The sequence below is a fragment of the Alteribacillus sp. JSM 102045 genome (genome assembly GCF_041949975.1).
Classification (GTDB): Bacteria; Bacillota; Bacilli; order Bacillales; family Marinococcaceae; genus Alteribacillus.
On sequence record NZ_JBHFQG010000022.1, the window covers coordinates 18,536 to 35,679 of the forward strand.

Below are 17,144 nucleotides of genomic sequence, written 5' to 3' on the forward strand. Positions count from 1 at the left end.
TTTTGTGTTTTTAGTAATTTAACGTTTCGTAAATCATTAGAAGAAGTAGAAAACTCGTTAGATGAGCATGTAAAGTTTTTAAACAAATATTACGAGCAAAAAAGTTTATTTTTTCTGGAAGACGTAATCCAAGAATTGGCGGGTAATTTTAACAAATGAAAATACGGAAAAAGATATTCAAGCTATTATACATGAAGACCCATTTCATGCCCAAAATATTACCGAATATGAAGTCATTGAATTCTTGCCTACTAAGTATGATGAAAAGTTTAAAATATTTGTTGAAGATGAAGAGCAGGCTTAATGCCTGCTTTTTGTGTCGTATGGACTCTGCCATATCTTTAGGAAGTTAATGATATTTGAATAAATTGTGCAACTAAGAGGTTCGCAGACGGCAAATAGATCATGCTCAAATTTCCAACTTCATTTTGTTCATAAGGTGCTTGTCCACATACCTTCTTCTAAGTACTCATTTATCTAAACAATAGACCCAGTAGTGAATGAAAATATCCCCAACTGTTTCATTTGCAAATTGAAGCTCTGTTAATATGTTCTTCTTCGCCATCTGATTTTCATTTCGATTTTACCTTCTTTTTTTTATCGTTCACTTTAGCCCCTTATAGTTTTTCTATCAAGATTACTCCACAATTACTGCTGTAGGATAATAACGTCAGATTTTCGGAATTTATATATATAAAGACCTTTTTTTATTTTTTCTATTGATTATATCCCTCAATTTCAAACTACGAAAGACTACCGAAAACCTTCCGGTAATCTATAACTTCTATTTTTTTATTGATTAAATTTTAAGAATATTGTATTATTTCAATTATAGATACATTGTATTGATTAACGGTATATTGGTAGTTAACGCCAATAAAATTTCAATGAGGTGAGACTCCTATGAAGAATTTACAACTATCTGTTGTTCAACTTTCTGAACCAGCAAAAACATTAAGGCAGGAAATACGGCGTTTCATTTACGAAGAACAAGAAATGGGAACATTTGAACCTAAATGTGATTCTTGGTTAAGCGGGTATTCTCCCAACTTCAGTCGAAAGTTAGGTAAAAGACAATGGATTGGGATGACTTGGCCAAAACGCTATGGTGGACAAGAACGTTCTTCAATCGAAAGATATATTGTTGCGGAAGAGTTATTGGCAGCAGGAGCCCCAGTCGCTGCTCACTGGATAGCAGATCGGCAGACCGGCCCTTTACTCCTCCGATATGGAACAGAGCACCAACGAAAGTTCTTTCTTCCCAAAATCGTAAGTGGGGAATGTTATTTTGCTATTGGACTGAGCGAACCGAATGCGGGTTCTGATTTGGCTGCCGTTAGTTTAAAAGCAACCAAAGTGGATAAGGGATGGATATTGAATGGAAATAAAATTTGGACCAGTGGTGCCCATTTCGCTCATTATATGATTACCCTCTGTAGAACTTCCTTGAAGAATCCAGAAGATCGACACGAAGGGATGAGCCAACTTATAACTGACTTGTCTGCGCCTGGTGTAACCATTCGACCCATTCATCTAATGACAGGCGAACATCATTTCAATGAAGTGATCTTTGAAGATGTATTTGTTTCTGAAGAAATGTTGATAGGAGAAGTGGGGAATGGTTGGAAACAAGGAATGGCAGAACTGGCATATGAACGAAGTGGTCCTGAACGATTTTTGAGTACGTTCCCACTTTTAGAGGAACTAGTGAACACCCTTCGGTTAAATGGTGACAATCAATTATTAAGCCAAGTAAGTCCCTTAGTATCTAATCTGTGGACCTTACGGAATATGTCTATGGGCATCGCTCAAATGCTCGAAGATAATATTACACCTGATTTGGCTGCTGCTTTAGTGAAGGACTTGGGTACACAATTTGAAAAACAGGTTGCGGAAATGGCTAGGTTGTTAGTTTCTTTCAAATCGACTGATTTATCATCTAGATTAGAAAAACTAATGTCAGAAGCGGTCCTTCATGCACCGGGCTTTACTCTTCGCGGGGGGACCACAGAAATACTTCGGGGTATTGTTGCCAAGGGGGTAGTTAGAACATGAATGACATCACAAAGATATTAATTGGTTCCACTACTAAAATCATGAATGACATCTGTACGAAAGAGCTCGTTAACGACGCAGAGCAAGGGCATTGGGCTGCTGAGTTATGGGATGTACTCACAGACTCTGGAATGATCAAAGTGTCCATTCCAGAGGAAAAGGGTGGTACTGGTGGAAGCTACACCGATGCCTTAAACATCCTTCGGTTGGCAGGAAAATATTCTGCACCGATTCCATTGGCTGAAACGTTCCTAGGGAATTGGCTTTTGAATGATTTAGGCCAGCAAGTTTCCGACGAGCCACTAACCGTTGCATTTCCCAACATTAATAAGTTGCTCAACTTCAAAAAAAATGGTGATGATTGGATCCTTTCAGGAAAAGTAAGTTCTGTGCCATGGGCAAGATTTGCCAAACAAATGATTGTAATTGGAAAAACAGAATCAGAACATGTTCTTGCTTTAATTAAACCAGAGCATGGGAAAATCAAATTTAGCCAAAATCTTGCCGGAGAAGCAAGAGATTCCATAATATTTGATAATATTTTGATTACTGATTGCCCGGTGATTCCCATCAAATATGATTGGGTTGTGAATCAATTATGGTATGGGGGTGCACTCACCCGAATTGTTTTGATGACTGGTGCCCTGGAACGCGTTCTGGAACTAACCAAGGTTTATTCGTCAGAACGTTCCCAATTTGGAAGGCCAATTCACCGGTTTCAGGCCATCCAACATCAATTAGCCCTATTAGCTGGGGAATATGCGGCAGCCGGAGTGGCTACCGATTATGCAATTCAAGCCTATCAGGAAGGACATCTTTCTAAAGAAATTGCTATGGCTAAGATACGGATTAATGAAGCGGCAGGACATGCTGCGACCATTGCGCACCAAGTACATGGTGCATTCGGTTTTACCTACGAGCATATCCTTCACCAAAATACACGTCGTTTGTGGTCGTGGCGAGATGAATTTGGAACAGAGACAGAGTGGGGAGCACAATTAGCCAATCAAATAATGGAAACGGATTGGATTGGACTATGGCCCCTTCTCACTCAAATAAACGAGGATAAGGGAGTGTTGACTAATGAGTGATTTACTTTTTTCTGTAGATAACGGAATTGCACGGGTTACATTAAATCGTCCGGATAAACTTAATGCGTTTAGTACTCAAATGATTGATTTATGGATTGATGCTCTGGAGAAGATCCGTGATGATGAGGATATTAGGGTAGTTGTTTTAGCAGGGAATGGGCGTGCTTTTTGTTCCGGAGGAGACGTAAAATCCATGACTAAAGGAGAAGGTATGCTCTATAACAATACAGGGGCTGGCGATATGGTTTCTACAGCTCTTGCCCGTAAAAACACTTTATGGAAAAGGGTACAGCGGATTCCTTTACTACTCCAAGAAATTGATAAGCCAGTGGTTGCGGTGATTCAAGGAATTGCAATGGGAGCAGGCTTTGATATGACCCTGGCGTGCGACATTCGGATTGCTGCCCGTAGTGTCAAATTATCAGAGAGTTATGTTAAAGCAGGCATTGTCCCTGGCGATGGGGGAGCTTATTTTTTGCCGCGAATAGTCGGTGTGGATAAGGCCTTAGAGCTGCTTTGGACCGGTGATATTTTGTCTGCCGAAGAGGCAAAACAGTTAGGGTTAGTTACCCATGTTGTGGCTGATGAGGAACTTAATGCATTTGTAGAAGAATATATTCAACGGCTGGCTAATGGACCACAGGCCGTCCTACGTTTTACCAAAAGAGCCGTTTACCAAGGACTTAACATGGATCTACGTTCTTCTCTTGATACGATTTCATCTGCAATGGGTATCGTGACTGAACTAGAAAACTATCAAGAAGGTGTAAATGCTATTTCGGAAAAACGAAAACCTAAATTTGAATAGAAACATAAGCATGATTTAGCAACTAAGGCGAAGAAAGGAAGTTATAATTTATGCAAGCATTAGATGGACTTAAAGTGTTAGATTTGTCAAGGACTTTGGCTGGACCTTTTTGCACCATGTTACTAGGAGATATGGGAGCAGATATCATAAAAGTTGAGAAGCCTGAAACCGGGGACGAGACAAGGGAATTCACTCCTCCCAAATGGGATAAAGTAAGCACTTATTATCTTGCTTCAAACCGAAATAAACGAAGCATCACAATTAATATAAAATCAGAAGAAGGTAAAAAAATTATTTATAAGTTGGCAAAAGAATCAGATGTTTTTATTGAAAACTTTCGTACAGGCACAATGGAAAAGCTAGGATTTGGTTATGAACAGATGAAAGATATTAATCCTCAACTGATTTACTGTTCTATTTCTGGATTTGGCCGTACTGGACCGCAAAGAAACCGAGCTGGGTATGACCTTCTCCTCCAGGGATATGGAGGTTTGATGAGCATTACAGGGGACCCAAATGGAACACCTGCTAAATCCGGTATGTCCGTTGTTGATTTAACAATGGGAATTTTTGCTGCTTATGCTATTTTGACAGCTGTAATTGCCAGAGGTAAAACAGGAAAGGGCCAACTAATTGATGCTAGTCTTTTAGACGGTCAAGTCTCCTTATTAAACTTTTTAGTAACAAGCTATTTGGCTACAGGAAAACCGGCCGAACGCATGGGATCTGCACACCCGACTATTGTCCCGTATCAAGCCTTTCCCGCTAAGGATATGGATATTATTCTTGCAGTTCCTAACAATGGACTATGGGAAAAGTGTTGTCGCGCTATGGAATGGGAAGATTTGTTAGATGATCCAAGATTTAAAACAAACGAGGATCGTGTTGCTCATCGGTCTGAATTAGTTGATATTATCAGCAAACGCCTTTCTAAATTAGAGAGCAGTGAAATATTTGAGTGTCTCGATGCTGTTGGTGTGCCCTGCGGACCTATCAATACCATTGATCAGGTTGTTAACGATCCCCAAGTACTTGCTAGAGATATGATTTTGGAAGTAGATCATCCAATAGTAAAGAATCTCAAGATGGCCGGATTCCCTATTAAATTGTCGGACACACCGGCTAGTTTGAAAAGACACCCCCCTCTCCTTGGAGAGCATACGGACGAAATTTTGAGTGAATTAGGGTTAACGCCTGATTATATAAAAGATTTGAAAACCAAGAAAGTAGTAGGCAATTTTGAAACGGTAGATAGTACCTAACAGACAAGTAAACTTTCAAATACTTTGAATGAATACAAATATGCTTTGAATGACTATGTCTATTTATTAATTAGTTTTGTATATACTAAAGGAGGAGCGTGAAAAATGAAAGTGAAATCAAAAACCTATCACAATTTAATAAATGGGGAATGGATCATTCCAACATCTAATGAATTTAAGGAGAGTGTAAACCCAGCTGATTATAAGGAAATTGTTGGATACGCGCCTCTATCATCACCTAGAGATGTAGATAATGCCGTTCAGTCCGGAAAAAACGCTTTACCAGATTGGAGGAAATTATCAGGTTCCGCTCGTGGAGAATATCTTCTTAAAGCGGCCTCTATTTTAGAACAACGGGCGGATGATATCGCTGAAACACTAACTCGTGAAATGGGAAAAACGCTTGTCGAAGCTAAAAATGAAACATTACGAGGAGTAAACATATTACGTTACTATGCTAGTGAAGGAATGCGATCAATTGGAGAAGTAATCCCTTCCACTGATGAAAAAGCATTATTTTTCACTACAAGAGGCCCCCTAGGAGTAGTTGGATTAATTACCCCATGGAATTTTCCAGTTGCCATTCCTATTCACAAAATGGCTCCAGCCTTAATATATGGAAATACAGTGGTTATAAAGTCAGCATTTGAAACGACGATAACAGCTATCAAAGTTATGGAGTGTTTTAAAGATGCAGGTTTCCCTCCAGGTGTGGTGAATTTAGTGAGTGGAAGAGGTTCCACAATAGGCAACGCTTTATGTGAGCATTCAGATGTAAAAGCTATCAGTTTTACCGGATCCAACGAAGTTGGGCAGTTGATTGCATCGAAAGCAGTACAACGTGGAGTGAGATTTCAATTGGAAATGGGAGGGAAAAACCCCGTGATCGTGACTCAGCATGCGGACCTCGATTTAGCCGCGGAATTGACAGTTAGCGGGAGTATGAAATCTACTGGTCAAAAGTGTACTGCAACTAGCCGAGCAATTGTCGTTAAAGAAGTATATGAAGCATTCCGTGAAAAACTGATCCAAAAAATTGAAAGTATTAAAGTTGGTAATGGTTTACTAGCTGATTCCTATATGGGTCCTGTCTCCTCCCGTAATCAGTATGATAGTGTGCTAAATTCTATAAAAAAAGGGATTCAAGAAGGGGCTCGTCTTGTGACAGGAGATAAACCGATTAAAAATGAGGAATTATCAAATGGATACTATATTGCGCCAACATTATTTGATGATGTAAAACCTAAAATGTCAATTGCACAAGAAGAAATATTCGGGCCAGTATTAAGTTTAATCAAAGTAGAATCCCTTGGTGAAGCTTTAAAAGTGGCTAATGATGTCAAGTATGGCTTAAGTGCTTCCATTTTTACAAACCATCTGGACGAAGTATTTCAATATATGAATGAAATAGAAGTAGGTATGATTCGAATTAATGGGCAAACTACAGGAATTGACTTTCATGCACCATTTGGCGGATTGAAGGCTTCTAGTAGTCAATCAAGAGAACTAGGAAGAGCAGCAATGGAATTCTTTACTTCTATTAAAACTATAACAATGAATCCATAATCTCTCTTCTCGTATGATAAAATAGACTCTCGGTATTCTGAAAGTATTTACATTATAAGCTTTTTTCCTTGCTTTTAGTCATCTTCTACTTTTTGCAGGGCCTCCGATGACCTGCGATGAAAACAAATGGTGGGACGTTTCCCAACAACAATACAAATTGCGACCCTTCCGCGGCTGGACAATAATATATATGTGAATTCCCTAACGAAGATGATGCCTCTATTTCACGGCCGCAGCTTAGATAGAAGTAATAAAAACTCCTTGCCGCTTGGCAGGAGTTTTTCTCGTTTTTCAAACATTTAGAACCTACCCAACGTTTTGCGTCCGTCTTTTCTTGCTTGATGTAGAGGAAAAAAGACGTCATTTGGCCGTCCAGTAGAGTGTAATTATCCAGCGATGATTTATCCTTAGGCCCGCATCAAGGAGAATAATGAAGGATTTTGATTTGATTAAGTGTCTCCAAAATGATTTGCGTTTCAAGAGAGATTGCGGCTTTCTTATCTCTGTTCCTGTTCCATCGGAAGCCTCTTATTCCCGAATGATCACCTAGAATTACCCAATCGGGTGTACTTGAAACCATGAATCAAAAAATTGTAACTGAAGCCAAGAATGAAGGGGCTATCGCAACGTAGCCCTGGACGCCACCCATGTCGAAGCAAGAGATCAGGCTCCACAAAAGAAAACGGAAAAGCCTGAGAAACAACCGAAAAAGCGCGGCGCAATCCAAAATCAGAACGCAAATAATGGGTAAAAGAACGGAAAAAGCACTTCCTCTCTATTAAAAAGATAAAAGATCAGCTGGATGTTTCCTATGACACATTCGAAAACAGAAATTCTGGAAATTTTGACTTTTTTAAATGAGCGACTTATGAAATTGATGCATATTTTTATATATTCAAATTTTATTGAGTGAATCTTTTTATTTCTGGGTATATATCTAAAAGATTAGAACATAGATTGGAGTTGGTATTTCATAAATGAAGAAAAACAGTGCATGAAATGTTCACATAAATGTAGTTAAGAAAAAAATCAAAGGGGAAATCATTATGGGTGATAAAAAAAGAAAATTTAAGTTCATGAACAGCATATTTTGGGTTTCTTTTTCTATAATCTTTTTATTTGCTTTATGGGGCGCATTGGCACCAGGAGCCCTTGCTGAACAGGCCACTATTATATATGATTTTATCGCTAATACCTTCGGCTGGTTTTATTTAGCATTTGTGCTGTTTCTTATCATTTTTAACTTTTATTTAGCATTCAGTAAATACGGAAAAATTCGTTTGGGCGGAGATAACGCAAGACCTAAATATCCACTCTTCACCTGGATTGCGATGCTGTTCAGCTGTGGATTTGGGGTTAGTATCGTGTTTTGGGGTGTTGCAGAGCCGATGACGCATTTTGGTACTCCTCCTCCCTTTGACGGAAATATAGAAGCTGGCACTCCTGAGGCTGCAAGAACAGCTATGTGGAATGCTTTTTTTAACAATGGTATTCATCAATGGGCTTCCTTTACATTCGTAGGCCTCGCTATTTCATACTTTATTTACCGGCAGGAAGAAAGAAGCTTAATTAGTGACACCATGAATTCGGTCATTGGAGATACCGGAAAAAAGCCGCTGCGTAACACAATTGATATTATTGCAGTCATTGCTACCGTTATGGGTGTAGCTACTACATTAGGGTTAAGTGTTTTACAAATTAATGGAGGTCTTGGAAGTGTCTTCAACGTTCCTTCCGGAACACAAACACAAATCATTATCGTTATTGCCATGTTTTTGTTCTTTATGATTTCTACATTATCGGGGCTTGACCGCGGCATCAAATATTTAAGTAATGTGAATTTAGGCTTGGCTTTAATACTTATGATAACCGTCTTATTCATTGGTCCTACGGGATTCATTTTAGAAACAATTACAATGGGCGTTGGCGATTATCTCCAAAACTTTTTTCAGGCAAGCTTAAGATTGGATCAATATACGGACGGCACCTGGGTACAGGATTGGCCGATCTACTATTGGGCTTGGACAATCGCCTGGTCACCCTTTGTCGGAATGTTCGTTGCTCGTATATCAAGAGGACGCACCGTACGGGAATTTGTACTTGGTGTTATGGTCTCTCCCCCATTTATTGGTATCATCTGGATCGGTATTTTCGGAGGCACAGCTGTCAACTTTGATCTTTTTCATGGAACAGATATAGCAGGTGCGGTAGCAGAAGACGAAACAACTGCTCTGTTTTCCATGCTGGAAAACTTGCCGTTAGGAGATATTTTATCCATCCTTTCCATTTGTTTACTGTTCACCTTTTTGGTTACGTCTGCTGACTCGGCGACATTCGTCCTAGGAATGATGACTTCCAACGGAAATACAGATCCATCCGTTGTAGTTAAAGTTATTTGGGGTACTCTCATTGCCGTTTTAGCTGTCGTACTGATTATCAGCGCCGGTTTAGAAGGTTTGCAAACTGCTTCCCTAATAGGCGCCCTTCCGTTTTCAATCGTTTTGTTTATTGCCTGTGTTTCCTTATTAAAATCGATACGCCAAGATTATAGAGAAACACGGAGAAAAATGGAAGAAGAAAGACAAAGAAAGATTAGAGAGCAGATAGAAAATAATAATAACTAAAAAATGGGGACTTCACACAGTCCCCTCCTTTTTTTGTAAACTATTTCATATATGTTCCTTTAAATATTAGAATAGATTGCATATAAATTACCAGAAAAGAAGAAATCACTTTTCTAAAAACAAGTGAAGAAACGAATGGAAAGTATGAACACATCAAAGTAACTATTCCAAATTATGGAAAATCTACTGGTCTAGTTGCCACCCCAAACGATTACTCATGCTACTCCTGCCGCATTTCGGGCAAATATGGATGATCGGGATAAAGAAGATGAAATTGCGCCTTAGGTTCTTGTCCTGACAACGATTTGCAAAAATAGGAGCACATGTGAATAATCCATGTGCTCTCACTTTTTTTTCATTCATTTCTTTCAAATTTTTAGGACGCTTGCTCTTAGTATGTCTGTTTCTTCGATATCAACCTTGCCATCAACTATTACGACACCGTATTCGCTTCGCACTTTGTCTCCGGTAATGAATCCATCCAACAAGTCTTCCAAAACAAGCTGTGGTTCGCGGTCAAACGGATTGCCATATCCTCCAGCACAAGGTGTTTTAATTTCTAAAATATCACCAGGCTTAATTTTGTAATTTGTAAGCTTTGCATGAAGATTTTCCCCTTCTTTACCAGGGTTAAGTGTTAATGCACCGGGTAAACCATCTTTACCTTCCTTGACACCACGTGGTGAATCAGTATGTCGATCTCCCTCACCGGTAAATAAACTTCCCTCTAAAAACTCCCAGGTTCTTACTACACCAATTCCCCCGCGCCATTTTCCAGATGCGGCACCCTCTTCTCTTAACTCGTAACGATTACAACGCATTGGTAAACGCATTTCTAATTCCTCAATTGGATTATTTCGTGTATTTGCTATTAAATTATCAACACTATCTAAGCCATCCTTGCCATAACGTCCACCATATGATCCTTCGTTAACTTCAATATAAACCCAGTAATCACCGGATTCTGCTTTTACACCAGCATAAGAATTAAAATGAACATGAGCAGAATTCCCGGCGGTTGTTTTATCTGGCAAAACTTCTGATAATGCCAAATTAATCTGATCGGCTAGTCTTTGAACTTGGTTAATTCGGGCAGTACAAGCCGCTGGAAATTTAGGGTTCCAAATACTTCCAAGTGGTGCGACAATATCGATCGGTCTGAAAATTCCGCCATTTTGAGGAACGAAGACTTCAGAAATCGCTTCATCCAGCAAAATGGAACGTATAATTGTATAAGTAGCGGGCAATGTTGAACCGGCAAAAGGAACATTATATGCTGTTTCTACTTGCGGAGAACTCCCGGTCAAATCAACAGTTAAGTTGCTTCCATCTACAATGACACTGGTTTCTATACGTAGCCTTTCTCCATAATTCCTACCGTCATCATCAAACCATCCGGTTGGAGCCTTATACACGCCGTCAGGAATTTTTTCAATTTCTTTTCTAAGCATTTCTTCCGAATAATCCATCCAACGATCTGTGGCAGCTTGAACCGTTTCTATGCCATAACGTTCGATCAATTCAAGGTAACGCTTTTGACCTAACCGTGCTGAAGCAATCAGTGCTTCTACGTCTCCTTTGTTTTCATTTGGGGTGCGGACGTTTTCAAAAATATGCCGCCAGATATCTTCGTTCTTCTTCCCTTTTCTATACAATTTCACAGCATTATAGTGCTTCCCTTCTGCAAACACATCCACAACATCTACCATCAATCCTGGCGACATTCCACCAGCATCCAATACGTGCCCGGTATTTGCAGAAAAAGCAATTAATTTCCCTTTATAAAATATAGGAATAATAATGGCCAAATCCGGAGTATGGGAAGCACCGTAATAAGGGTTATTGTGAAGAATAATGTCTCCTTCATGAATATCATCGCCTAAAAAGTGCCTTACACCTGCAATATAGCCTGGCAACGATCCGATATGCATCGGTGTGGAATCGCTCTCACACAGTTCATTCCCATTAGCATCAAATAATCCTGCACCTAAATCTTCTGATTCTCGAATAATGCTGGAATAAGCCATGCGATATAGTACTAGTGCCATTTCTTTTGCAATGGCATTAAATGAACCTGCAATGACACCGAGAGTAACGGGATCAACATTTTCATATGATTTTTTCATTCGTATGAACCTCCTCTATTATTCTTTAGTGAAAGCTGCAAATTTATCATTTTTTGCTGCAATTTTACGTGTCATATCAATAACAATGTTTCCGTGCTGGTCAAACGTGGCTGTGATATTTGGCGGCAATACCGTTGTACTATCTTTCTGTTGTATAATAGCAGGCCCACTAAGTTCCGTCCCAGTGGAAATCTCATCACGTTGATAAAAAGCTGTCTCCAGCTTTTCTAATTGGTCATTCACCCAAAAATAAACAGGATGGAAAACAGCCTCAGCTTGTTTCGTTACTGGCTTATCTTTCACGCTCTCTTCTTTATTTGTTTTAATTAAACCAATTCCAATCACACGAACATTAATTGAAACAACTTCCTGATCAGGGAATTGACTTGCATATTCTCTTTCATGAGCTTGATGGAATCGATTGATAACAGTATCTACCCATTCCTGATTAATTTCTCCATCAGGGGCATCTACCCGCAACTCGTAGCCTTGTCCAGCATAACGGCAATCGCAAATTCGTTTCATCAAAATATCGTTTTCATTGATTCCATCGTCTTTCAAAGCCTCACTTGCTTCTTTCTCTATTTGATTAAACGTTCTCGAAATATGGCCTATGTCTGGATTCGACAAGCTTCCCCATAAAGTTAATACTTTTTCATAAGTAATATCTGTTGATAACAGACCCATCGCCGCCGTAATTCCTGGATATGGAGGTACCACCACATGAGGGATATTTAACTCTTCAGCAATGTCACACGCAAATAACGGTCCTGCACCGCCTGCAGCAACGAGTACGAAATCTCTTGGATCGTAACCTTTTCGAACACTGTTCATCTCAATAGCATTTACCATGTTATGTGTCATAATTTTCAAAGCACCTGCAGCAGCATCCAACGTTTTTATATTCAACTTATTTACGATATGTGTTTCATAAGCTTTTTCAGCCAATTCAGATTTTAACTCTAATCCACCAGCAAGTTTACTGTCAGAGCGAATCCTTCCCAACAGTACATTGGCGTCAGTAGATGTCGGCAGTTGACCTCCACGGTTATAGCTGGCCGGCCCTGGATCTGCACCAGCACTCTGAGGGCCCACTCTGAATATTCCACCTTCATCTACATAGGCGATTGATCCCCCGCCGGCACCAATTGTATCTATATCAACCATCGGCACCATTGCATTGTATTGGCCAATCATTGTATCTAACAAATGACGCATTCGCATTTCCCCACTTGGTGCTACACCGATATCTGCAGATGTCCCGCCAATATCAAGTGTGATTACGTTATAAAAACCTGCTTTTTTCGCTGCATTTATACCACCAATTAACCCAGCTACCGGTCCGGAAAGTAATAGATTAACCGGTTTTTCTGCAGCAGCTTCCGAAGTAGATATTCCACCATTAGATTGCATTAAATGAAGTTCTGTTTTTAATCCTGACTCTTTCAAATTATTCCTTAACCGTTTAATATAGTTACTCGTTTTTGGACCGATAAACGCATTTAGTGCGACTGTGCTAAATCGCTCATATTCACGGTATTGTGGAAGAACCTCATTACTAATCGACAGATAGACTTCCGGATACTCCTCCAAAATAATTTCTTTCACACGTTCTTCATGCTCTATATTTTTAAAAGAAAATAAAAAGCAAACCGCGATTGCATCAACTTGAGCATCTTTTAATTTTCGAACCTGTTCCCTCGTTTTTTCTTCGTCCAAAGGAATTATAACTTGACCATCCGAGTCGATTCTTTCGGGAACAACCATACGATTCCTTCTTTTAACAAGCGGATATTTTTGCCATGGGAGATCTTGATATAGAGAAAAGTTATACGGTCGTTTATGACGTGCAATATGCAAAATGTCTCGGAATCCCTCTGTTGTGATCATCCCAACATTAGCGCCGTTATGTTCCAAAACAATGTTTGTCGCAACCGTTGTTCCGTGGAAAAATTGATCGATTTGTGATGGAGAAATATTTGCCATCCCGCATATTTCTGTTACTCCTGTAATCACTGCTTCTGAAGGATCAGAGGGAGTGGAAGGTACCTTATGAACCCATGATTCACCTTTTTCTTCATGAATAAAAATTAAATCGGTAAACGTTCCGCCAACATCAACACCAATTCGAATCATTCGTTATCCTCCTTTAATAAAATAGTAAAAAACTAGACTTTAACAGCGTTAGTTGAACAATTCTGTTAATTCTTGATATAATTCTGGTTCGCGATCATTTAAAAAGGAGTATGCCATTCTTGATTCTTTCAATTTCTTTTCTTCCAGTGTTGCATTTAAAACAACCTCATCATTTCCATCAGTCTTCGTAAGAACATCACCAGTGGGATCAACGATTTTACTAAGACCCAGGCGCTCCCAAGTTCCCACTTTTTCTCCAATCATGTGCGAACCTCCACCGTTACATGCAATCACAAACGATTGATGTTCAACTGAAGCAACCATCGGTAAAAGATCCCAAAACTGGCTTTTCGAAGTTTCCAAACCTATTCCGCCTTTTCCTCCTCCTTTCCAAATCGATGATGTCATCACAATAATCTCTGCTCCCTTTACAGCAAGTGCTCGAAGATATTCCACAAACATACTGTCATAACAAATACTTATTCCGATTTTACCAAGAGGTGTATCGAAGACCGGAATTTCAGTTCCTTTTGAGTAGTAAAGCTTTTCAAGTCCCGGAAAATGAACCTTTCTTGTAATACCGATTATCCCTTTTGGTCCGATGCATGCAGCTGAGTTATAAATTTTGCCTATCATACGGGAGCGCTCAGCGAATCCAACAATAGCGTAGCAATTTTGCTTTTTTGTCACCTCAACGATCTTTTGAACAACGTTATCGTCTACTGACAGAGAGCCGTTGTTCCAATACTGAATCTTCCCTTCGGGACCATGTTCAAAAAAATTTGTTATACTCATCTCCGGAAAGACAATTAATTCATTTCCTTTGTTTGATAATTCTACAATTTTATTTGTGATAAACTCCACATTCTGTTCCATATGCTGCATTGGCTTAGGAGAAAATTGAACGAGTGCAGCTTTTACATTGTCTTTCAAACGTATAACCTCCGTTTCTTTTTGTTATTGTATTCAACTTAATTTCATGCAATTTTAATACCACTTCTTGTTTCAAATGATAAAAACGCTTAATCAAAATGATTTTGGGGTATTTTTCTCACATAATCCCGATAAAGAGCTCTTATTTTATTCCAATCATCATATTTAATCATAGGAAAACGATTTCAATTTGAAGGTAAAACGTTGTATAATTTAATAAAATAGTATCTATTACAATTTTCATAATGTTTATTCCAATTGGAATAGGGGTGAGTTTGGTTGGCTACAGATGATTTATTTCATCACGTGAATTTAGAATCGGATGAAGTGTATCAATTGCATGACATTCTGAACGCATTTCAAATACCTTATGTCTTATTCGATTCCAAACAAAAATTAAAACTAATGTATTTAACCGACTCTCTGTCAGAACAATTCACTTTTGAAAACCAATCCTTCACGGAATTACTGGGTGATATTTTCAAAACAGAACAACCTTCTTCGAAACTAATTTCTTTAAATAATGCAAATCAGCTTCACATGAAAGGTATACCAATTAAAGAATCTGGTAAATTATTTGCTGTCATTATTGTCCTCCAGATAACAAACTCCGAGTTAGAAGAATATCAAAATATGGAGATAGATTTAAAAACGATTTTCGACTCATCCTATGATGTTTTATTTGTAGCTGATGGTGAAGGTAAAGCCATCCGAGTTAGCTCTGCTTGCGAGCGTTTGTGGGGAATAAAACGAAGTGATTTTCTTGGGCGAAATACTAATGATCTTGAGAGAGATGGCGTTTTTCAACCGTCTGTTACTCGCCTTGTACTCGAGCAAAAACGAAAGGTATCAGTAATTCAAAAAACGCGCACTGGAAAAACATTGTTAGTCGTAGGTACTCCTGTAATGAACGAAAATGGTAAAGTTGTTCGAATTATTAATGCTTCTAGAGATGTAACCGAAATTCATCAACTTCAAGATGAACTAATGGAAACACGTCGTTTACTAGAACATTACCAAAATGAAATTCAGCACTTAAAATCAGAAAATCAATCTGTACTTTCAAACAAGTTAGTTTACCAAAGTGAAAAAATGCAACAACTTATCGAACAAGTTCAGGTTATCGCAAAATATGAAACACCAGTATTAATTACTGGTGAATCAGGGGTCGGAAAAGAAGTGATTGCCTCACTTATTCATGACTGGAGTCATCGTTCTAATCAACCATTTATAAAAGTAAATTGCGGAGCCATCCCTGATTCACTGTTAGAATCAGAATTATTTGGATATGAAAAGGGAACATTCACTGGTGCAAACAATGCAGGAAAAACTGGTCTTTTTTTAGCAGCAAATAACGGAACGATTCTTTTGGATGAAATCACTGAAATGCCGATTTCACTTCAAGTAAAATTACTCCGTGTTCTTCAAGAAAAAGAGATCATGCCTGTTGGCAGTATTATTTCTAAAAAAATCAACGTCAGAGTTGTGTCTACGACAAACCGTGAAATCGGTGAATTAATAAAAAAAGGCGAATTTCGAGAAGATTTATATTATCGTCTCAATGGTATTCCTATTGAAATTCCTCCCCTTAGAAAACGCAAAGAAGACGTTACTCCTTTGGTAAATTATTTTACCGAGGCTTTTAACAACTATTATGGGGACAAAAAAACAGTAAGTAATGATTCAATTAGCGAAATTATGCAATCCGATTGGAAAGGGAACATTCGAGAATTAAAAAATTTCGTAGAGAGACTTTTAATCCTTTCTCAAGAAGATATAGTTGATAAAAGTTACGTTGAACGAGTTCTTGAAAATAAACAAGTGACTTTTCAAAATTTTCATTTTGAAATCCTGCAAGATCTTGATCTATATGAGACATTGTCAAAAGTTGAGAAACAAATATTGGAATATACTGCTAAAAGATCGAACACGACAATTGAAATGGCTCGTTCATTAGGTGTTAACCAATCAACCATTAGTAAAAAGCTGAAAAAATATGATATCTCATTGAAATCGTAATTAAGACCAACGTCCTCAATTACAAAAGGATTCGTTGGTCTTTTTTGTTTTTTCCAGCTTGTTTACTCATCATTTTTACAAACGAATTTTTAACACCAAGACGGCTTGTAACCTTCGTTTCATCATACTTTTCGTTCTGGCCTTAAAGAACCTCGGTTTCCTTCTTAAATTTTACGTGATCTAGTATATCCTTTTTCGAAACAAGCTGTTCAACGTATGATAGTTGGTTATATCTTTGTCTATCTTTACACACGAACAGTTAATCGGGTCACTTAGATTACGAATAATATCCTCTGGTTGCTTTTTCATCTCTTTTGAATATTTAGACAGTATTCGATAAAACCTTGAGTGCAGTTAAGAACCATCGCCTCTCCCAACAATTGAATGATTTTCGGTTTTATGGTATCGATGACTGCGTAGGATTTTCTTCCAATACTATCTTTAATAGATTCATAAACCGAATTTTCTTCTGGAAGTTTTCGGTGTGCATCAGCCACTCTCCGTGCAATCAAAATCCCATTAAA

The 17,144-nt window shown here is 38.5% G+C and carries 11 protein-coding genes; 7 read left to right on the forward strand and 4 right to left on the reverse strand.

What is annotated here, in order from left to right:
- The first annotated feature begins 903 nt into the window (after window positions 1-903).
- The 6 genes from ACE1TI_RS14470 to ACE1TI_RS14495 all read left to right on the forward strand — a co-directional run bounded on the left by ACE1TI_RS14470 (window position 904) and on the right by ACE1TI_RS14495 (window position 9,406).
- The gene (locus tag ACE1TI_RS14470) at window positions 904-2,055 is read left to right on the forward strand and encodes an acyl-CoA dehydrogenase family protein (protein WP_375008289.1); all 1,152 of its coding nucleotides are present in this window, start codon (window positions 904-906) and stop codon (window positions 2,053-2,055) included.
- Window positions 2,052-3,146: an acyl-CoA dehydrogenase family protein gene (locus ACE1TI_RS14475; protein WP_375008290.1), complete on the forward strand. Its 1,095-nt coding sequence runs from the start codon at window positions 2,052-2,054 to the stop codon at window positions 3,144-3,146. The genes ACE1TI_RS14470 and ACE1TI_RS14475 overlap by 4 nt, the downstream gene beginning before the upstream one ends.
- Window positions 3,139-3,954: an enoyl-CoA hydratase/isomerase family protein gene (locus tag ACE1TI_RS14480; protein WP_375008291.1), complete on the forward strand. Its 816-nt coding sequence runs from the start codon at window positions 3,139-3,141 to the stop codon at window positions 3,952-3,954. Before ACE1TI_RS14475 ends, ACE1TI_RS14480 begins: the two co-directional genes overlap by 8 nt.
- 50 nt (window positions 3,955-4,004) lie before the next feature.
- Window positions 4,005-5,216, forward strand: coding sequence for a CaiB/BaiF CoA transferase family protein (locus tag ACE1TI_RS14485; protein ID WP_375008292.1), 1,212 nt, complete (start codon window positions 4,005-4,007; stop codon window positions 5,214-5,216).
- 105 nt (window positions 5,217-5,321) lie between these two features.
- Window positions 5,322-6,782 (forward strand): alpha-ketoglutaric semialdehyde dehydrogenase GucD, encoded by a 1,461-nt coding sequence (gene gucD / locus ACE1TI_RS14490; protein WP_375008293.1) that lies wholly within the window; start codon window positions 5,322-5,324, stop codon window positions 6,780-6,782.
- Window positions 6,783-7,828: 1,046 nt separating this feature from the next.
- The gene (locus ACE1TI_RS14495) at window positions 7,829-9,406 is read left to right on the forward strand and encodes a BCCT family transporter (RefSeq protein WP_375008294.1); all 1,578 of its coding nucleotides are present in this window, start codon (window positions 7,829-7,831) and stop codon (window positions 9,404-9,406) included.
- Window positions 9,407-9,774: 368 nt separating this feature from the next.
- Here ACE1TI_RS14495 and ACE1TI_RS14500 read toward each other — a convergent pair whose 3' ends face one another.
- The 3 genes from ACE1TI_RS14500 to ACE1TI_RS14510 are packed head-to-tail and all read right to left on the reverse strand — an operon-like array spanning window position 9,775 to window position 14,601.
- Window positions 9,775-11,532 (reverse strand): hydantoinase B/oxoprolinase family protein, encoded by a 1,758-nt coding sequence (locus ACE1TI_RS14500; RefSeq protein ID WP_375008295.1) that lies wholly within the window; start codon window positions 11,530-11,532, stop codon window positions 9,775-9,777.
- Window positions 11,533-11,550: 18 nt separating this feature from the next.
- The gene (locus tag ACE1TI_RS14505; protein ID WP_375008296.1) at window positions 11,551-13,668 is read right to left on the reverse strand and encodes a hydantoinase/oxoprolinase family protein; all 2,118 of its coding nucleotides are present in this window, start codon (window positions 13,666-13,668) and stop codon (window positions 11,551-11,553) included.
- A gap of 48 nt (window positions 13,669-13,716) precedes the next feature.
- Window positions 13,717-14,601, reverse strand: a complete 885-nt coding sequence (locus tag ACE1TI_RS14510) for a carbon-nitrogen hydrolase family protein (protein WP_375008297.1) — start codon at window positions 14,599-14,601, stop codon at window positions 13,717-13,719.
- Between the two features lie 279 nt (window positions 14,602-14,880).
- On the opposite strand from ACE1TI_RS14510, the gene ACE1TI_RS14515 reads away from it, so the two are divergent.
- A complete protein-coding gene (locus ACE1TI_RS14515; RefSeq protein WP_375008298.1) occupies window positions 14,881-16,620 on the forward strand; it encodes a sigma-54 interaction domain-containing protein in 1,740 nt (579 codons plus the stop codon).
- 305 nt (window positions 16,621-16,925) lie between these two features.
- Here ACE1TI_RS14515 and ACE1TI_RS14520 read toward each other — a convergent pair whose 3' ends face one another.
- Entirely contained in the window at window positions 16,926-17,132 is a 207-nt protein-coding gene (locus ACE1TI_RS14520) for a hypothetical protein (RefSeq protein ID WP_375008299.1), read from the reverse strand.
- Window positions 17,133-17,144 lie beyond the last annotated feature (12 nt).